16 protein-coding genes are annotated in these 17539 nt (G+C 71.8%); 5 read left to right on the top strand and 11 right to left on the bottom strand.

Annotation, left to right across the window (positions count from 1 at the left end):
• Positions 1 to 294 precede the first annotated feature (294 nt).
• Positions 295 to 1686 (top strand): PhoH family protein, encoded by a 1392-nt coding sequence (locus tag OG371_RS08160; protein ID WP_442876089.1) that lies wholly within the window; start codon positions 295 to 297, stop codon positions 1684 to 1686.
• A gap of 61 nt (positions 1687 to 1747) precedes the next feature.
• On the opposite strand, the gene OG371_RS08155 is transcribed toward OG371_RS08160, so the two are convergent.
• Positions 1748 to 3187 carry a GuaB1 family IMP dehydrogenase-related protein gene (locus tag OG371_RS08155; RefSeq protein ID WP_329067172.1) on the bottom strand — a complete coding sequence of 480 codons (1440 nt, stop codon included), beginning with the start codon at positions 3185 to 3187 and terminating at the stop codon, positions 1748 to 1750.
• A 67-nt stretch (positions 3188 to 3254) separates the two neighbouring features.
• On the opposite strand from OG371_RS08155, the gene OG371_RS08150 reads away from it, so the two are divergent.
• Positions 3255 to 3722: a DUF309 domain-containing protein gene (locus OG371_RS08150; RefSeq protein ID WP_329067170.1), complete on the top strand. Its 468-nt coding sequence runs from the start codon at positions 3255 to 3257 to the stop codon at positions 3720 to 3722.
• Positions 3723 to 3777: 55 nt separating this feature from the next.
• On the opposite strand, the gene OG371_RS08145 is transcribed toward OG371_RS08150, so the two are convergent.
• Complete coding sequence (locus tag OG371_RS08145) at positions 3778 to 4401, bottom strand: MBL fold metallo-hydrolase (RefSeq protein WP_329067168.1); 624 nt, start codon at positions 4399 to 4401, stop codon at positions 3778 to 3780.
• 105 nt (positions 4402 to 4506) lie between these two features.
• On the opposite strand from OG371_RS08145, the gene OG371_RS08140 reads away from it, so the two are divergent.
• Entirely contained in the window at positions 4507 to 5727 is a 1221-nt protein-coding gene (locus tag OG371_RS08140; RefSeq protein WP_329067165.1) for an NADH:flavin oxidoreductase/NADH oxidase family protein, read from the top strand.
• Between the two features lie 187 nt (positions 5728 to 5914).
• Here the strand turns inward: OG371_RS08140 and OG371_RS08135 are convergent, their stop codons facing one another.
• Together OG371_RS08135 and OG371_RS08130 are read right to left on the bottom strand one after the other, a co-directional pair.
• Complete coding sequence (locus tag OG371_RS08135; protein WP_329067163.1) at positions 5915 to 7447, bottom strand: ATP-dependent DNA ligase; 1533 nt, start codon at positions 7445 to 7447, stop codon at positions 5915 to 5917.
• Between the two features lie 118 nt (positions 7448 to 7565).
• The gene (locus OG371_RS08130; protein WP_329067161.1) at positions 7566 to 8963 is read right to left on the bottom strand and encodes a class II fumarate hydratase; all 1398 of its coding nucleotides are present in this window, start codon (positions 8961 to 8963) and stop codon (positions 7566 to 7568) included.
• Between the two features lie 138 nt (positions 8964 to 9101).
• Here OG371_RS08130 and OG371_RS08125 point away from each other — a divergent pair, with 138 nt between their 5' ends.
• A complete protein-coding gene (locus OG371_RS08125; protein ID WP_329067159.1) occupies positions 9102 to 10079 on the top strand; it encodes an NAD(P)/FAD-dependent oxidoreductase in 978 nt (325 codons plus the stop codon).
• Between the two features lies 1 nt (position 10080).
• Here the strand turns inward: OG371_RS08125 and OG371_RS08120 are convergent, their stop codons facing one another.
• The 6 genes from OG371_RS08120 to OG371_RS08095 form a co-directional block, all read right to left on the bottom strand.
• A complete protein-coding gene (locus OG371_RS08120; RefSeq protein WP_329067158.1) occupies positions 10081 to 10836 on the bottom strand; it encodes a S1 family peptidase in 756 nt (251 codons plus the stop codon).
• Between the two features lie 26 nt (positions 10837 to 10862).
• A complete protein-coding gene (gene glpX / locus OG371_RS08115) occupies positions 10863 to 11924 on the bottom strand; it encodes a class II fructose-bisphosphatase (protein ID WP_329067156.1) in 1062 nt (353 codons plus the stop codon).
• Between the two features lie 88 nt (positions 11925 to 12012).
• Entirely contained in the window at positions 12013 to 12240 is a 228-nt protein-coding gene (locus tag OG371_RS08110; RefSeq protein WP_329067153.1) for an exodeoxyribonuclease VII small subunit, read from the bottom strand.
• On the bottom strand, positions 12237 to 12644 hold the full coding sequence (locus tag OG371_RS08105; RefSeq protein WP_329067151.1) for a hypothetical protein: 408 nt from the start codon (positions 12642 to 12644) through the stop codon (positions 12237 to 12239). Before OG371_RS08105 ends, OG371_RS08110 begins: the two co-directional genes overlap by 4 nt.
• Complete coding sequence (gene xseA / locus OG371_RS08100) at positions 12641 to 13894, bottom strand: exodeoxyribonuclease VII large subunit (RefSeq protein ID WP_329067149.1); 1254 nt, start codon at positions 13892 to 13894, stop codon at positions 12641 to 12643. Before xseA ends, OG371_RS08105 begins: the two co-directional genes overlap by 4 nt.
• Positions 13891 to 14586: a lipid droplet-associated protein gene (locus OG371_RS08095; RefSeq protein ID WP_329067148.1), complete on the bottom strand. Its 696-nt coding sequence runs from the start codon at positions 14584 to 14586 to the stop codon at positions 13891 to 13893. Before OG371_RS08095 ends, xseA begins: the two co-directional genes overlap by 4 nt.
• A 151-nt stretch (positions 14587 to 14737) precedes the next feature.
• Between OG371_RS08095 and OG371_RS08090 the strand changes: the two genes are divergently transcribed.
• Entirely contained in the window at positions 14738 to 15775 is a 1038-nt protein-coding gene (locus OG371_RS08090; RefSeq protein WP_329067146.1) for a 4-hydroxy-3-methylbut-2-enyl diphosphate reductase, read from the top strand.
• A gap of 521 nt (positions 15776 to 16296) precedes the next feature.
• Here OG371_RS08090 and OG371_RS08085 read toward each other — a convergent pair.
• Positions 16297 to 17193, bottom strand: a complete 897-nt coding sequence (locus OG371_RS08085; RefSeq protein ID WP_329067144.1) for a DUF6542 domain-containing protein — start codon at positions 17191 to 17193, stop codon at positions 16297 to 16299.
• Between the last annotated feature and the right edge of the window lie 346 nt (positions 17194 to 17539).

Genomic DNA, 17539 nt, shown 5'->3' with positions numbered 1-17539 from the left:
AGATGACGAATTGGCGAATCACCTGTGTGGCTGCCTGCACGATCGCCCGGACGTAGGTACCTTCCGGAAGTGAGGGCACGCGTTCCGTGCGGGTCCTCGCGGGAGGCCCTGGTCGTGGCGTTGATCGAGGGGGCGGCTCAGCCGCCCACGAGATGCACGAGGGGGCCGGCACCCGGCCCTCGTGGCCGCATCGCCTGACGCAGCCGGCGTCAGGAGGAGCGGACCCAGCCAGGGAGGTGCCCGGCCCAGCGAGTGCGGGCGTGGGGTGCACACGCCCTCGAGGGAGATGCCGTCGTGACTGCGCAGCGTTCACCCCGCAAGGCCTCTGGCCGTTCTTCGACCGGTGCCTCTGGCCCGGAGAAAGCCTCGATCTCGCCCGACCCAGGTGTGTCCACCTACGTGCTGGACACGTCGGTCCTGCTTTCCGACCCGTGGGCGGTGACGCGGTTCGCCGAACACGCGGTCGTCCTCCCGCTGGTCGTCATCAGTGAACTGGAGGCGAAACGTCACCACCCCGAGCTGGGCTGGTTCGCCCGTGAGTCGCTCCGGCTGCTCGACGACCTGCGCCGGCAGTACGGCAGGCTCGACGCGCCGATCCCGATCGGGGACCACGGCGGCACCCTGCAGGTGGAGCTGAACCACACCGACCCTTCGGTGCTGCCGGTCGGCTTCCGGACCGACTCCAACGACCACCGCATCCTCGCCTGCGCGCTGAACCTGGCCGTGGAGAAGGTGCCGGTGACGCTGGTGACGAAGGACATCCCGCTGCGGGTCAAGGCCGGGGCCGTAGGCCTCTCCGCCGACGAGTACCGCGCGCAGGAGGTCACGCCGTCGGGCTGGACCGGCATGACCGACGTGGACGTGCCGCAGGGGCTGGTCGACGCCCTGTTCGCGGGCAACTCGGTGGACCCGGTGGAGTTCGGCCTGGCCGAGGTGGGAGAGCTGCCCTGCCACACCGGGCTGCGGCTGCTCGCCGGCAGCACCGGCGCGCTGGGGCGGGTCACCGCGGACAAGCGGATCCGGCTGGTGCGGGGCGACCGCGAGGCGTTCGGGCTGCACGGCCGCTCGGCCGAGCAGCGGGTGGCGCTGGACCTGCTGCTGGACTCCGACGTCGGCATCGTCTCCCTCGGCGGCCGCGCCGGCACCGGCAAGTCCGCGCTGGCGCTGTGCGCCGGGCTCGAGGCGGTGATGGAACGCCGCCAGCACCGCAAGGTCGTGGTGTTCCGCCCGGTCTACGCGGTCGGCGGCCAGGAGCTGGGTTACCTGCCGGGCTCCGAGAGCGAGAAGATGCAGCCGTGGGCGCAGGCGGTGTTCGACACCCTCGGCGCGCTGGTCAGCCAAGACGTGCTGGACGAGGTCTTCGACCGCGGCATGCTCGAGGTGCTCCCGCTGACCCACATCCGGGGCCGCTCGCTGCACGACACGTTCGTGATCGTGGACGAGGCGCAGTCCCTGGAGCGCAACGTGCTGCTCACGGTGCTCTCCCGCCTCGGCACGGCGTCCCGGGTGGTGCTCACGCACGACGTCGCCCAGCGCGACAACCTGCGCGTCGGACGGCACGACGGCGTCTCGGCGGTGATCGAGAAGCTGAAGGGCCACCCGCTGTTCGCGCACGTGACGCTGACCCGGTCGGAGCGCTCGCCGATCGCCGCGCTCGTCACCGAGATGCTGGAGGACCACGGCTGAGCCCCTGAGGAACTCGTGAGTGTTTATGACGGTTCTAACCGTCATAAACACTCACGAGTCCTCACCAGCCGGACGGGAGCGGGCGGCCCTCGGCGAAGCCGGCGGCGGACTGCACGCCCAGCAGCGCGCGCTCGTGGAACTGCTCCAGCGTGCGCGCGCCCGCGTACGTGCACGACGAGCGGACGCCCGCGCAGATCGAGTCGAGCAGGTCCTCCACGCCGGGGCGGTTCGGGTCCAGCGCCATGCGCGAGGACGAGATGCCCTCCTCGAACAGGGCCTTGCGGGCACGGTCGAAGACGTTGTCGGTGCGCGTCCGGGCGCCGACGGCCCGCTTGGACGCCATCCCGAACGACTCCTTGTACGGCCGCCCCTGCTCGTCGAACCGCAGGTCGCCTGGGGATTCGTGGGTGCCGGCGAACCAGGAGCCGACCATCGCGGCGGACGCGCCGGCGGCCAGTGCCAGCGCGACGTCGCGCGGGTGCCGCACGCCGCCGTCGGCCCAGACCTGCTTGCCCAGCTCGCGCGCGGCGGCCGCGCACTCCGCGACGGCCGAGAACTGCGGCCGTCCGACGCCGGTCATCATCCGCGTGGTGCACATGGCGCCGGGGCCGACGCCGACCTTCACGATGTCCGCGCCCGCGTGGATCAGGTCCCGGGTGCCCTCGGCGGTGACGACGTTGCCGGCCACCACCGGCACCCGCGGCGAGACCGCGCGGACCGCCTTGAGCGCGGCGATCATCTTCTCCTGGTGCCCGTGCGCCGTGTCGACCACCAGCGTGTCGACGCCCGCAGCCAGCACCGCTTCGGCCTTCGCGGCCACGTCGCCGTTCACCCCGACGGCCGCGGCCACCCGCAGGTTGCCGTTGGCGTCCGCGGCCGGCGTGTAGATGCCGGCGCGCAGAGCGGCGACGCTGGTCAGCACACCCGCGAGGCGGCCTTCGGCGTCGAGGCCGAGCGCGAGCCGGGCGCCGTGGGCGTGCAGCTGCTCGAAGACCTCGCGCGGCTCCGTGTCCAGCGGGACGGCGACGGCCGCGGGCTGCGCGACGTCGGCGAGGCGCGCGAAGCGGTCGACACCCGCGCAGGCCGCTTCGTCGACGATGCCGACGGGCTTGCCGTCGCCGTCGACGATCACCACGGCGCCGTGGGCGCGCTTGTGCACGAGGTTGAGCGCGTCGGCCACCGCGTCGCCGCCGGTCAGCACGAGCGGGGTGTCCCACACCGGGTGACGGCTCTTCACCCAGGCCACGATGTCGGTGACCGCGGCGGTGTCGACGTCCTGCGGCAGCACCACGAGCCCGCCGCGGCGGGCCACGGTCTCGGCCATCCGCCGTCCGGCGACGGCGGTCATGTTGGCCACCACCACGGGGATCGTCGCGCCGCTGCCGTCCACAGTGGACAGGTCTACGTCGAAGCGGGACTCCACGTCGGAACGGTTCGGCAGCAGGAACACGTCGTCGTAGGTCAGGTCGTGAGCGGGCACATGCCCATCCAGAAAGCGCACGTGTTCCCACGGTACGTGGCTCGCGCGCGGGACGCGAACCAGGCCTGGCCCGTGGAACAATGCCGTTATGAACGGCCGTGACCGCGACGACACCGGGCGTGCCCGCAACGCACGCCCCCGCGACGGCCTCGGGCGGCCGCTGCCGTACGGCGCCGACGGCGTCGAGCGTCAGCCCGAGGGGATAGTGCGCACCCCGGAGGAGACGCTGGTCGAGGCCCAGCGGCTGCTGGACGAGGGCAAGCCCTTCCACGCCCACGAGGTCTTCGAGGACGCGTGGAAGTCGACTGACGGCCCCGAGCGCGAGTTGTGGCGGGGCCTGGCGCAGCTCGCGGTCGGCCTCACCCACGCCGCCCGCGGCAACGGCGCGGGCGCGGCCTCCCTGCTGGAGCGCGGCGCGGCGAACATCGAGCCGTTCCGCGCGCGGCCGCCGCACGGCGTTGACGTCGAGGGCCTGCAGACCTGGGCGCAAACGCTTGCGGCCGAGGCCAAGGTGAAGGCGCGCGTCGAACCGGTGGCGCCCCGGCTGGCTCCTTAGCCCGGCTCGCTGGAGCGTTCTCCGGGTGCCTGGTCCGGGTCCGCTGGTGAGGGCCTCAGGCTTCGGGCCACTCCGCCGCGCCCGCCTTCTCGTCGGCGATCGTGGTGCCCTCGCCGTGCCCGGTGCGGACCTGGGTCGCGTCGGGGAGGGCGAAAAGGCGCTCGCGGATGGACTTCACGATAGTCGGGTAGTCCGAATAGGACCGTCCGGTGGCGCCGGGGCCGCCGTGGAAGAGCGTGTCGCCGGTGAAGACGACGCCGAGGCCGGGCGCGTAGAGGCAGACGGCGCCGGGCGCGTGGCCCGGGGTGTGGATCACGGTGAGGTCGGTGCCCGCGATGGTGATGACCTGGCCGTCGGCCAGTTCGCCGTCCGGCGCGCGGCCGGGGTGCGTGAGGTCCCAGACGACGCGGTCGTCCGGGTGCAGCAGGATCGGCGCGCCGGTGCGCGCGGCCAGCTCGGGCGCGGCGTTGACGTGGTCGTTGTGGGCGTGGGTGCAGACGATCGCGCGCAGCTCGCGGTCCCCGACGGCCTCGGCGATCGCGGCGGAGTCGTGCGCCGCGTCGATCACGATGACCTCGGCGTCGTCGCCCACGATCCAGACGTTGTTGTCCACTTCCCAGCTGCCGCCGTCGAGCTCGAAAACACCCGACGTGACCAGGTTCTGCACTATCGCCGTCATGGTCTGCAGACCCTAGCGCCCGGGGTCGCCTCCGGTTGGGATACCGATGGTATCTACTTTCGGGTAGCCTACTGCCGGTAAGTTCGCTGCGACGACGGGACCGCGATGACAGCCACCCGGGAACTGCTGGCCGAGCCGCTCAAACTGCGCTGCGGGGCGGTGCTGCCGCACCGGATCGCGAAGTCGGCGCTGAGCGAGCAGCTCGGCGACCGTCGCAACCGGCCGACGCCGGAGCTGGCCGAGCTGTACCGGACCTGGGCGCACGGCGGCGCGGGCCTGCTAGTGACCGGCAACGTGATGGTCGACCCGGCTGCGCTCGGCGAACCGCGGAACGTCGCGCTGCCTGCCGTTCCGGACCCGGCGGTCTTCCGGCCGTGGGCGCGCAGCGTCGACGGGACCGACGCCCGGCTGTGGGTGCAGCTCAACCATCCCGGTCGGCAGAGCCCGAGGTTCCTGACGCGGCAACCGGTCGCGCCGTCCGCGGTGCCCTTCGGCAATCGTGGCGTGCGGACCGCTTTCGCCGCGCCGCGAGCCCTGACGGGCGCCGAGATCGAGACGATCATCGACCGTTTCGCGTTGGCGGCGAAGACGTTCGTCGACGCGGGCTTCGACGGGGTGCAGCTGCACGGCGCGCACGGATACTTGATCTCGCAGTTCCTCTCACCGCTGACGAACCTCCGCGACGACGCGTGGGGCCGTGACCGCAGCCGCTTCCTGTTTGAAGTGGTCGCCCGAGTGCGCGCGGCGGTGGGCGAGTCCGTGCCGGTGTCGGTAAAGCTGAACAGCGCGGACTTTCAACGCGGTGGCTTCGGCGAAGACGAGTCACTGCAGGTCGTCCGTGCCCTGGGCGACGCGGGCCTGGACCTGCTGGAGATCTCCGGCGGCACGTACGAGAAGGCCGTGATGATGGGCTCCGGCCGTGAGAGCACTGCGCGCCGGGAAGCGTATTTTCTGGACTATGCGGCCAAAGCACGCCAGGTCTCCGACGTCGCCCTCATGGTCACCGGCGGCTTCACCACCGCCGCCGGCATGGCCGAAGCGCTGCGCTCGGGCGCCCTGGACTTGATCGGCCTCGGCCGGCCCCTGACCGTCGACCCGAGCCTGCCCACGCGCCTGCTCGCCGGCGAGGACGCCCGCGCCGAGCGGCTTTGCCCGCGCACCGGCATCCGCTTGGCCGACAGCCTGCTCGAAATCCAATGGCACACCCAGCAAATGCACCGCGTCGCTTCGGGCAAGCCGATTGCCCGTGACCGAAGCGCTTGGCGGGCACTGGCCCAGGCCGGGATGAACGACCCGCTCAACGCCTTCCGCCGCGTCCGCGGTTGACTCCGGCACGCCCCGGTACCCGGGTGGCCGGGTTGCCCGGGCGGTGTTCGGGGCGCGGCTGGCGTCGGATGGCTGGCCGAGGTGGTGGCCTGGGCAGTGTTCGGGACGCGGACTGGACGCAGGGGGCCAGGCGCGGTCGGCCGAGGCGTCGGCCGTCGTCACTTGGCCAGAGCCGGTATCACCAGAGTCAGCCCTCCTCTCCGGACCGGTCGCCGCGCAGGAGGCTGCGGACGGTGTCGATCGTGTCGGCCTCGGCGGGGGTTTTGTCTGGGCGGTAGCGGACGACGCGGGCGAAACGCAACGCCAGGCCGCCCGGGTAGCGAGGGCTGACCTGGGCGCCGTCGAGTTCGATTTCGACGACCACTTCCGGCCGCACGTGGACGGTCCAGTTGTCGCGGTGGGTCTCGATTTCCTGGAACCGCTTGGTTTGCCAAGCCAGCAGCTCGTCGGTCATGCCCTTGAAGGTCTTGCCCACCATGATCGGCGGGCCGCCGTCCGGGTCGCGGGCGCCGAGGTGCAGGTTGGAGAGCGTGCCGGTGCGCCGGCCGTGACCCCACTCCGCCGCGAGCACCACCAGGTCGATGGTGTGCACCGGTTTCACCTTCAGCCAGGCCCGCCCGCGCCGGCCTGCCGCGTATGGCGAGGCGAGGTCCTTCACCATCACGCCCTCGTGGCCCGCGGCCATCGCCGCGTCCAGCACCGCGGCCGGGTCTGCGGGCTCCACCTCGCCCGGGATCACGTGCTTGCCCGCGACCCGGTGCAGCGCCACGTTTCGCTCCGAAAGCGGCGCGTCCAGCAGGTCGACGCCGTCGAGGTGCAAGCAATCGAAGAAGTACGGACGCAGTAGCAGCGCGCGCACCTGCTCCTCGCGCGTGCTGCCGAAGCGGCTCATCGTTTCCTGGAACGGGCGCGGCCGGCCGTCGTCGGCCAGGGCCAGGGTTTCGCCGTCCAGCACCACCGACTCGCACGGCAGCGCCCGCACGAGGTCGACCAGCTCCTGCACACTCGACGTGATCTCCCGCAGCGTGCGGGTGTATACGTGCACTTCCTCGCCCTGACGGTGCACCTGGATCCGCGCACCGTCCATTTTGTACTCGACGATCGCGTGCCCGTGCTCGGCCGCCGCTTCGTCGAGCGATTCCGCCGGGGAGGCCAGCATCGGCCGGATCGGCCGCCCGAGCGCCAGCCGGAACTCGGCGAGCTTCGCGGCGCCACCGGTCAACGCCGCGTGGCCGGTGACCGGCAGCCGGCCGGACAGCATGAACGCGCGCCGCACGTCCGCCGCCGGCAGCTCGGCCGCCGCCGCGATCGCGTCGACCATCACGCCCTCCAGCGCGCCCTGCCGCAGCTCGCCGGTGACCAGCCGGAACAGGAACTCCTGCTCGGCCTTGGTGAGCCGGGTGAACAGCGCGGTGAGCACCTCGGCCCGCCGCTTCACCGAACCCGCCCCGGACGCGGCGGCGACCTCGGTGAGCGCCTCGTCCACCTCGCCGACACCCACCTCGGGCGCCGCCGCGGGGGAGACGGCCAGGTCCGCGAGCGTGCGCCAGCCCGCGCCCAGGCGGTCCTGCGCCGTCTGCCCCGTGAGGTACGCGATCACGGCGGGCAGCTCGGCGGGCTCGGCGGCGCGCAGCACCGCGGCCAGGGTGGCGGTCTTCGCCTTCCTGGACCGGGTGGCCGCCAGTTCGGCGGACGCGGTGACGATCTCGGTCAGCAGCACCCCGACATCATGACCCCCGGCACCGACAATTTCCGCTCGTCCATCGCTCGATCAGGAGCCCGATCAGGAATACGAACCCGCTCCGACCAGGGAATTCAGCGGAAAGACCTCAGCCGGCCTACTTGCCGCCGCGAGCCATCCGAAGCACGTCGAGGGCCTCGTCGAGCTGGGCCTCGGTGAGCTTGCCGTCCCGCACGAAACCACGTTCGATGACGACTTCGCGGATCGTCTTCATGTCCTTGAGCGCCTGCTTCGCGACCGCTGCCGCCGCCTCGTAACCGATGTACTTGTTGAGCGGCGTGACGATCGAAGGCGAGCCCTCGGCGTACTGACGGGTCCGTTCGACGTTCGCGGTCACGCCGTCGAACACCTTGTCCGCCAGCAGCCGCGAGACGGCCGCGAGCAGCCGCGCGGATTCGAGCACGTTGCGCGCGATCACCGGCAGGTTCACGTTGAGCTGGAAGTTGCCGGCCGCGCCCGCGAACGCCACCGCCGCGTCGTTGCCGATCACCTGCGCCACCACCTGCAGCGTGGCCTCCGGGATCACCGGGTTGACCTTGCCCGGCATGATCGACGAGCCCGGCTGCAGGTCCGGCAGCGCCAGCTCGGCCAGCCCGGTGCGCGGGCCGGAGCCCAGCCAGCGCAGGTCGTTCGCGATCTTGTTCAGCGACACCGCGATCGTGCGCAGGTGGCCGGAGGTCTCGACGACGCTGTCCTGCGTCGCCTGCGCCTCGAAGTGGTTGCGCGCCTCGGTGAGCGGCAGGCCGGTCAGCTCCGCGAGTTCGGCGGCGACGGCGGCACCGAAGCCCTCCGGCGCGTTCAGGCCGGAGCCCACGGCGGTGCCGCCGATCGGCAGCTCGCCCAGCCGAGGCAGGCCGGATTTGAGCCGCTCGACGCCGAAGCGGACCTGCGCGGCCCACGCGCCCGCCTCCTGGCCGAGCGTGATCGGCACAGCGTCCATCAGGTGCGTGCGGCCGGATTTCACGACATCCGCCCACTCCTGCGCCCGGGTCTCGATCGCGCCCGCGAGGTGCTCCAGCGCCGGGACGACGTCGGTGAGCACGGCTTCCGTGGCGGCGACGTGGATGGTCGTCGGGAACGTGTCGTTCGACGACTGCGAGGCGTTGACGTGGTCGTTCGGGTGCACCTCGCGGCCCAGCGCGCGGGTGGCGAGCGTCGCGATGACCTCGTTCGCGTTCATGTTGGACGAGGTGCCGGAGCCGGTCTGGAAGACGTCGATCGGGAAGTGCCGGTCGTGCTTGCCTTCGGCTACCTCGTCGGCCGCGGCGGCGATCGCGTCGGCGACGTCGGGCTCCAGCACGCCGAGCTTGGCGTTCACGCGCGCGGCGGCCGCCTTCAACAGGCCCAGCGCGCGGATCTGGGCGCGCTCGAGACCGCGGCCGGAGATGGGGAAGTTCTCGACGGCACGCTGCGTCTGCGCGCGGTAGAGCGCGTCGACCGGGACGCGGACCTCACCCATCGTGTCGTGTTCGATCCGGTATTCCTGTTCAGCCATACCCCCGATTCTGGCCCTGTTCGGCGCCGATCGCGGGGTGGCGTCGCACACGCGGTTCGCGGAAATCACCCGTCCGGCGGGACTAGGATCCAAGTGTTCTCGATCACCGCCACCCCACCACTGGCTGGAGCGAGCCTCATGGATTCGTCGTACGACCTCGTCATCATCGGAGCCGGGCCCACGGGGCTGTTCGCGGCGTACTACGCGGGGTTCCGCGGCCTTTCGATGGCCGTGGTCGATTCGCTGCCCGAGCCGGGCGGACAGGTCACCGCCATGTACCCGGAGAAGATGATCTTCGACGTGGGCGGGTTCGCCGCGGTCCGCGGCCGTGACCTGGTGCAGGGCCTGGTGGACCAGGTCGAGCCGTGGCAGCCGGCGTACCTGCTGGGCCGCAAGGCGGAGAAGCTGGAAAGCGTCGACGGCGGTGTCGAGCTGACCCTGGACGGCGGCGAGGTGCTGCGCGCGGGCGCCGTGCTGATCACCGCGGGCATCGGCGAGTTCACCCCGCGTCCGCTGCCGGCAGGCGACGGCTGGCTCGGCCGCGGCATGGTCCACTTCGTCCCTTCGCTCCAGGCGCACGCGGGTCAGCACGTGGTCGTGGTCGGCGGCGGCGACTCGGCGTTCGACTGGTGCCTGGCACTGCACCCGATCGCCGCGAGCGTCACCCTCGTGCACCGCCGCGCGAAGTTCCGCGCCGCGGAGTCGATCGTGCGCGAGGTCCGCGGCCTGGGCGTGCGGATGATCACCGACGCCGAGGTGACGCGCTTCGTCGAGGCACCGGACGGCGAACTCGCGGCGGTGGAGGTGGCGGTGAAAAACGGTGAGGGCGAACAGCTTCCGGCCAACGCCGTGGTCGCGGCGCTGGGCTTCACGGCCGACCTCGGCCCGATCGAGAGCTGGGGGCTGGAGATCGACCACCGCGCCATCGCGGTGGATTCGACGATGGCGACAGCACGGCCTCGCGTCTACGCGGCCGGCGACGTCGCGGCGTATCCCGGGAAGGTCAAGCTGATCGCCACCGGTTTCGGCGAGGCCGCCACCGCGGTGAACAACATCGCCGTCGCGCTGGACCCGGACGCCCACCTGTTCCCGGGCCACTCCAGCAACGCCGAGTGAGTCAGCCGGTTTTCTCCGCGATCCACGGCGCGTACGCGACCACGGACGTGTAGATCGAAGGCCCCGTCGCACAGGTCGGGGAGCCGTTGCCGGCGCGGCTGGTGAGGCCGATCAGCGTCCAGTGGTCGCCGTCGCGGGCGAGCTCCGGGCCGCCGGAATCGCCATAACAGGAGCCGGCTTTGCCGTCCGGGTTGTCGGTGCACAGCTCGGCGGTGCCGTCGAAGGCGGCGGTGCATTTCGAGCCCTCGACCAGATGCGTGTCGAGCTGTTGCAGCGAAGGCGCGAGCGGACCGCAGTCCGGGGCCGCGCAGGTCTGGCCCCAGCCCAGGATGCGGGTTGCCGTACCGGGTGCCGCGCTGGTGCCGAGGGCGATCGGGGCCGTCTGCGCCGGCGCCGTGAGCCGGATCAGCGCGAGGTCGCCGGTCTGCGTGGTGATGTTGAAATGCGGGTGCACGATGAACTCCGCGGCCTGCGCGGTCTCCCCGCCCTGGTCGCTTTCGTTGCTGCCCAGCCGAAGCGCGACCGTACCCGGGGCCTTGCCGTACACGCAGTGCGCGGCCGTGGCGACCCAGGTCGGCGCGATCAGCGAACCGGCGCAGAAGACCTCGCCCGACGAGGAGTGCAGCGACACCACGAACGGGTAAGGCTGGTCCGCGGCGGTGCCGCCGACGATCGACGGCCCGGCGCTCGCGCTACCGGTGGCGAGCGCCGCTCCGGCGAGGATCGTCAACAGCAGCGCGAACAACCGCTTGGGCACCGGGCGACTCCTTGGTCGGGAAGAACTCAGGGCAGGGGCGGGACGGCGTCGAGACCGTCCTCGGGGCTGTCCAGGTTGCCGTCGAAGTTCACGGACGAGTAAGCCCGGAGCTTGTTCAGCCGGTGGTAGCCGTCGATCATTCTGACGGTGCCGGACTTGGACCGCATCACGATGGACTGCGTGGTGGCGCCGCCCGAGCGGTAGTGCACGCCGCGCAGCAGGTCGCCGTCGGTCACGCCGGTGGCGCAGAAGAAGGTGTTGTCGCCGCGCACCAGGTCGTCGTTGCCGAGCACCCGGTCGAGGTCGTGGCCCGCGGCCAGCGCCTTCTCGCGCTCGGCCTCGTCCTTCGGCCACAGCCGGCCCTGCAGCTCACCGCCGAGGCACTTCATCGCGCAGGCCGCGATGATGCCCTCGGGCGTGCCGCCGATGCCGAGCAACATGTCGACACCGGTGGTCGGCCGGGCCGCGGCGATCGCGCCCGCCACGTCGCCGTCGGAGATGAACCGGATGCGGGCGCCGGCCTCCCGCACCTCCTTGATGATCTGCTCGTGCCGCGGCCGGTCGAGGATGCACACGGTCACGTCGCTGACGCTGGAGTTCTTGGCCTTCGCGACCCGGCGGATGTTCTCCGCGACCGGTGCGGCCAGGTCCACCTTGCCCGCGGCGTCGGGGCCGACGGCGAGCTTCTCCATGTAGAACACGGCCGACGGGTCGAACATCGCCCCGCGCTCGGCCACCGCGAGCACGGCCAGCGCGTTCGGCATGCCCTTGGCCATCAGCGTGGTGCCGTCGACCGGGTCGACCGCGACGTCGCAGTCCGGGCCGTCACCGTTGCCCACCTCTTCGCCGTTGAACAGCATGGGCGCCTCGTCCTTCTCGCCCTCGCCGATCACGACGACCCCGCGCATCGAGACGGTGGAGACGAGCTGGCGCATCGCGTCGACAGCCGCGCCGTCGCCGCCGATCTTGTCGCCCTTGCCGACCCAGCGGCCCGCGGCCATCGCGGCGGCCTCGGTCACCCGGACCAGCTCCATGGCGAGGTTGCGATCCGGCGCTTCACGGCGGCGTGGGTCACTGGCGGTAGTCATGCGGGCCTCCCGGATCGCTGAACTCGGCGGGTGCCCAGTCTCTCAGACGCTCCGGTCACGTGACCGATTCAGCCGCGCATGGTGCACGTCACTCTGAGTCGTCGGTCTCCACGGACGCCAGCGCGGCCTCGATCCGCTCGCGCGCGCCCTCGAGGTGCCGCTCGCAGACCTTCGCGAGCTCCTCGCCCTTCTCCCACAGCGAGAGCGACTGCTCCAGGGACAGTCCGCCCGCTTCAAGCTCCTTGACCACCTCGACGAGCCGGTCGCGGGCCTGCTCGTAGCCGAGTCCGGCGGTTTCGCTGGCTGCTTCGCTCACGCTCGACGTTCTCCGACCTTCCGATGCACCGGGCTGTGCGCGCACACTACCGCGGTGGCCATCGCGTGGTCGTAACCGACGAACGCGAGGGCGAACTCCTGCCCGTCACTGTCCGCGATCGCGTCTTCGAGGTGTTCCTGGGCACCCGCGACGCGCCGCCGGTGCTCGGCGCCCTCGGCGAACCACCAGCGCCGGCCGACGTGCACGGACGTCGCCTCGGACAGCCTTCGCAGCTGCGGCGCCAGGTCACGACGGGCGGCTGAACCGCAGCCCGCGAGCAGTGCCGTCCAGCATTCGGTGGCGGCCCGGTCGGTGGCCAGGGCCTGGCGGAGCAGGGGGCCGGCGTCGAGCCGGGCGGCGGCGTCCACGGTGAGCGGGAGGAACGCCGGTGCCCGGTACGTCACGGCCCGTCTCCTTCCGCGGTCTCGGTCGGCTCGGTGACGGCGTGGACCGCCCCGTCGGCGACCCGCACGCGCAAGCGCGCACCGTCCTCGATCTGGGAGACGGAGCGGAGTACCTGGAGGTTGCCTTCGGAGTCGGTGAACTGCACGACGGCATAACCGCGGGACATCGTCGCGGCCGGGCCCAGCGCGGTCAGCCGGCCGCGCGCGTTGGCGACTTCGGCCTGGTCACGCGCGAGCAGGCCGAGCATGGCGCGGCGGCCGCGCTCGCGCTGCATCTCGACCTCGTCGAGGCGCCGCTGGATCGGGCCGAGCGGGTCGGCCAGCGACGGGCGGCTGCGCAGCTGGGTCAGCAGCCTCGTCTGGGTGTCGACCCAGCCGTGCAGCGCGCGGCGGCCGCGATCCCGCATCTGGCGGACGCGGGCGGACTCCTCGCGCACGTCCGGCACGATCCGCTTGCTCGCGTCCGTGGGCGTGGAGCAGCGCAGGTCGGCGACGTGGTCGAGCAGCGGGGTGTCCGGCTCGTGCCCGATCGCGCTGACCACGGGCGTGCCCGCCGCCGCGACGGCCCGGCACAGCGCCTCGTCGGAGAACGGCAGCAGGTCCTCGACACTGCCGCCGCCGCGGGCGATCACGATGACGTCGACCTCGGGGTCTTTGTCCAGTGTGGACAGTGCACGAAGGATCTGGGGCACGGCCTGCGAGCCCTGCACGGCGGTGTTCAGCACCTTGAACAGCACGTGCGGCCAGCGCGCCTGCGCGTTCACCAGCACGTCGCGCTCCGCCGCCGAAGCGCGTCCGGTGATCAGGCCGATCCCTTGCGGCAGAAAGGGAATCGGCCGTTTGCGCTCGGGTGAGAACAGGCCTTCGGCGGCCAGCAGCTTGCGCAGCCGCTCGATCCGCGCGAGCAGCTCGCCGATGCCGACCGCGCGGATCTCGTCGGCGCGCAGGCTGAGCGTGCCGCGGCCGAAGAAGAACGACGGCTTCGCGTGCACGATCACGCGGTCGCCTTCGCGCAGCGGCGTCGCCAGCTCACGCACCAGCCACATCGGGCAGGTGACGGACATCGAGACGTCCGCCGACGGGTCGCGCAGCGTCAGGAACGCGGTCTGCGTGCCCTGCCGCGCGTTGATCTGCGTGACCTGGCCCTCGACCCACACGGCGCCGAGCCGGTGCACCCAGTCGCCGATCTTGCGCGCGACAGTCCTTACCGGCCAAGGGTTTTCCGCGCTGGTGGCGGGTTCGCCGCTCACTTGCCTTCCGCGCTGTCGCCCTGTTCCTCTTCCGCCTTGCGCGCGTTGCCGATCCGGCGCGCGAGCATGCCGGTGAAGGACGCACGGTCCTCGTTGGCCTTCTCGTACTCCAGGATCTCTTCGAGCTGGGGGACGGTCAGGCGGCGCAGGCGGGCGCGCAGCTGCGGCAGGGTCAGCTCGTCGTAGTTCGGCAGGCCCGCGGGGCCGGCGGCGCTGTCGTTCTCACCGTCCGCGTGCTCCTCGGCCAGCGCGCGCTCTTCCTGGGCCCACGGGTCGCCGTCGTCATCGCTCTCGGGCAGGGGCTCCAGCACGATCTCGATTTCGGGCTCGGCAGCGGGTTCGGTCTCCGGCTCGGTGAACGACGGGCGGTGGCCGTTGGTCTGCGCGCGCGGCTCGGGCGGATTGTCGACCGAGACCAGCGTCGGCCGCGACGGCGTGACGTCGGGCTCGGCGTCCTCGTCGAACGTCGCCCAGCTGGGGGTGTCCTCGACCGGGCGCAGGCCGGACAGGGCGTCGTCACCCTTGATGGCCAGCTCGGTGACGTGCTGCTGCACGCGCATGGAGAACTGCAGCACCTGGCTGACCACGGTGACGGGGAGCCCGGTGAGCTGCTGGGGGAGGCCGCGAACCCGCTCGGCGGTGATGACGGCGAGGCCCGCGGCGACCCGGATGGGGAGCGGGAGTGGCTTCATGCGTCCAGCCTGCCGTATAGGGGCCATCCTGCCCAACCGAACGGGTGGGTTGGGGTACACCAGGTGACTCCCGGCACACCCCGGATGGCGGAGCCAGGTCATCCTAAAGAGGACTTCGAGTTCGCCGCAGGGCAGCCCGTACGCTGGGGGCATGAGTTCAGCGAGCCCCGGAATCGACCCCGCCGGCACTCCGACGATCGCCGGCTCCGGCCAACCGGCGACCGGCAAGCGAGTCCTGCTCGCGAAGCCGCGTGGCTACTGCGCGGGGGTGGACCGCGCCGTCATCGCCGTGGAGAAGGCCCTCGACCTGTATGGCGCGCCGGTGTACGTGCGCAAGGAGATCGTGCACAACCGGCACGTCGTGGAGACCCTGCGCGAGCGCGGCGCGATCTTCGTCGAGGAGACCTCCGAGGTGCCCGAGGGCGCGCTGGTGGTGTTCTCCGCGCACGGCGTCTCGCCGATGGTGCACGCCGAGGCCGAGGAGCGGAACCTCCGCACCATCGACGCGACCTGCCCCCTCGTGACAAAGGTGCACAAAGAGGTCAACCGCTTCGCCAAGGACGACTACGACATCCTCCTGATCGGCCACGAAGGCCACGAGGAGGTCGAGGGAACCGCGGGCGAGGCGCCGGACAAGGTGCAGCTCGTGGACAAGGCGGAGGACGTCGACAAGGTCGATGTGCGCGACCCGTCGAAGGTGATCTGGCTGTCCCAGACCACCCTGTCGGTCGACGAGACGATGGAGCGCGTCGACCAGCTGCGCGAACGCTTCCCCGGCCTGGCAGACCCGCCCAGCGACGACATTTGTTACGCCACCACGAACCGCCAGGTCGCGGTCAAGGCGATGGCCCCCGAGTGCGACCTGGTCCTGGTGGTCGGTTCGACGAACTCGTCGAACTCCAAGCGCCTCGTGGAGGTCGCCCTGAAGGCCGGCGCCCGCGACGCCCACCTGATCGACTTCGCCACCGAGGTCGACGAGAAGTGGCTGGAAGGGGTTGTCACGGTCGGCGTCACGTCGGGCGCCTCGGTCCCGGACAACCTGGTCATGGACCTCCTGACCTGGCTCGCCGACCGCGGCTGGGGCCAGGTCGACGAGGTGACCACGGCGAACGAGAAGATCGCGTTCGCGTTGCCGAAGGAGCTGCGGAAAGCGGTCAAGGCGGAGGGTTCGGGGGAGTCGGAGTCCTGAGCATGGGGTGGGGTTGGGGCGGGCTGGGGTTGGGCTGACCGGCCTGCCTCCCCTCATCGGCGTCCCCAACCTCACAAGGCAATACATCTGGCTGCCCGCTTGGCCCGCTCTGCTTGCCTGCTCCGCTTGACCGGCGTGTCCTGGCTGCCCGCTTGGCCCGCTCTGCTTGCCTGCTCCGCTTGACCGGCGTGTCCTGGCTGCCCGCTTGGCCCGCTCTGCTTGCCTGCTCCGCTTGACCGGCCTGCTTTGGTTGCTTGGCTGGCTAGCCTGCTTGCCCCTCGGCTTGCCCAGCCCGCCCTGGCTGGCCGTCCAGCCTGCGTCCGGTCAATCTGCGCGGTGGCGTGCGTGGTCCGCGTGGCAGACCGGCGATGCGAGGTTCTTGATCCTGCTTCCCTTGCCCCGCAAGAAAAACTATGTGCTCGGAGAACCAGAAGGGCCGCCGATCCGGTGTGGATCGGCGGCCCTTCTTGGTGTCTGCGTCCGGCGGGTGGTTGCCGCGGGATGTCAACGTTGTCGGGTTGTCAGGATTCGTCGTCCCAGGGGCGGGAGCGGCGCGGGGGCTCGCGGCGGGGCGGGCGAGGGCGGGCGCCTGGGGGCGGGTCCTCGGGACGGGGGCGGCGGCGCGGCGGCGGGGTGTCGCCACGAGGCTCGCCGCGGCGGCGCGGGTCCGCTTCCGGCGGTCGCGAACGGCGGCCTTCCGGCGGGGGCTTGCGCGTGCCGCGCGGGCCGGGGTCGGCCGGGTCGCGGCGCGGGCGGGCGCCCGGGTCGGCCGGCGGACGGGGGCGGCGCGGCGGCGGGGCGTCCAGGTCCCGGTCCCTCGGCGCGCCCCGGCGTCCACCCGCGGGCAGCGGCGTCTGGCCCGAACGGCTGGATCCCGGAGGCCGGGTCCGCGGCCGGGCAGCCGCCGGCTCGGCGTCGTCGGCGGGGGCCCTCTTGCCCTTCAGCTTCACCGGGGCGTCGGGATCGCGCTCGCGGTAGATACGGAAGAAGCCGAAGAGCAGTGTCACGCCGGTGACGACCGCCATCGTCGGGAAGCCGTTGATCAGCGGCCGGCCGATGTCCAGGAGCTTGGAGAGCGTGTCCCCGCTCGAACCGGAGCCGCCGGTCAGCAGCACCACACCGGGCACCGTGACGGCCAGCACCAGCGGCGGCTGCACCATCGGGCCGAACAGCGCCCGTCTCTGCACCGCACCGACCGCGATCACAGCCCCGACGAAATAGCCGGCCTTGAAAACGAGGTCGAGGCTGCCCTTGGTCTTCTCGTCGATGACGGCGCCGAGCACGGCAAGGCCGAAGCCCACAAGTACGGCCGCCCACCAAGGCAGCCCGCGCCTCGCGCCGACGACAAGACGCTCGTCCCAGGGCACGGGGGCGTCATCGGCATCAGGATCGCTCTGGCGATCGCGTATCGCGGTCACGAGGCAACACCGTAGCCCGTACTTGTCACGATCTTGCCAGCACGGCCGAAGACTGCCCTGACCAGCCACCCGCCAGCGTGACGCGGGTTGCAGGCGGACCGCGCACGTGCTGCCCGGCCTGCGACCAGGGCCGCAGCTCGCCGACCAGCCACTTCGCGCCGCTGACCAGCCCCGATCCGGCCTCGCCGACTTGATCCGCGGAGCCGGGAGAACGCCCGGGCCCGCGGTCGATAGTTTGCGAGTTTTTTACCTGTCCGCGTCCGGAACGGGCTGTTCCGGAACGTCCGCCTTCCCGGAACGGCTGTCCCATTGGCTGGTACCTGCACCGTCGCGATGACAACGCCGG

Source organism: Amycolatopsis sp. NBC_01480 (genome assembly GCF_036227205.1).
Taxonomy (GTDB): domain Bacteria; phylum Actinomycetota; class Actinomycetes; order Mycobacteriales; family Pseudonocardiaceae; genus Amycolatopsis.
The sequence above is the reverse complement of the archived record's forward strand: the minus strand, read 5'-3'. Positions and strand labels throughout refer to the sequence as shown.

Excerpts from the sequence above, each read along its gene's own strand:
- OG371_RS08090 (WP_329067146.1), top strand. The coding sequence starts at position 14,738 with ATGAGTTCAGCGAGCCCCGGAATCGACCCCGCCGGCACTCCGACGATC.
- OG371_RS08150 (WP_329067170.1), top strand. The coding sequence starts at position 3,255 with ATGAACGGCCGTGACCGCGACGACACCGGGCGTGCCCGCAACGCACGC.
- OG371_RS08125 (WP_329067159.1), top strand. The coding sequence starts at position 9,102 with ATGGATTCGTCGTACGACCTCGTCATCATCGGAGCCGGGCCCACGGGG.
- OG371_RS08140 (WP_329067165.1), top strand. The coding sequence starts at position 4,507 with ATGACAGCCACCCGGGAACTGCTGGCCGAGCCGCTCAAACTGCGCTGC.
- OG371_RS08130 (WP_329067161.1), bottom strand. The coding sequence starts at position 8,963 with ATGGCTGAACAGGAATACCGGATCGAACACGACACGATGGGTGAGGTC.
- OG371_RS08145 (WP_329067168.1), bottom strand. The coding sequence starts at position 4,401 with ATGACGGCGATAGTGCAGAACCTGGTCACGTCGGGTGTTTTCGAGCTC.
- OG371_RS08095 (WP_329067148.1), bottom strand. The coding sequence starts at position 14,586 with ATGAAGCCACTCCCGCTCCCCATCCGGGTCGCCGCGGGCCTCGCCGTC.
- glpX (WP_329067156.1), bottom strand. The coding sequence starts at position 11,924 with ATGACTACCGCCAGTGACCCACGCCGCCGTGAAGCGCCGGATCGCAAC.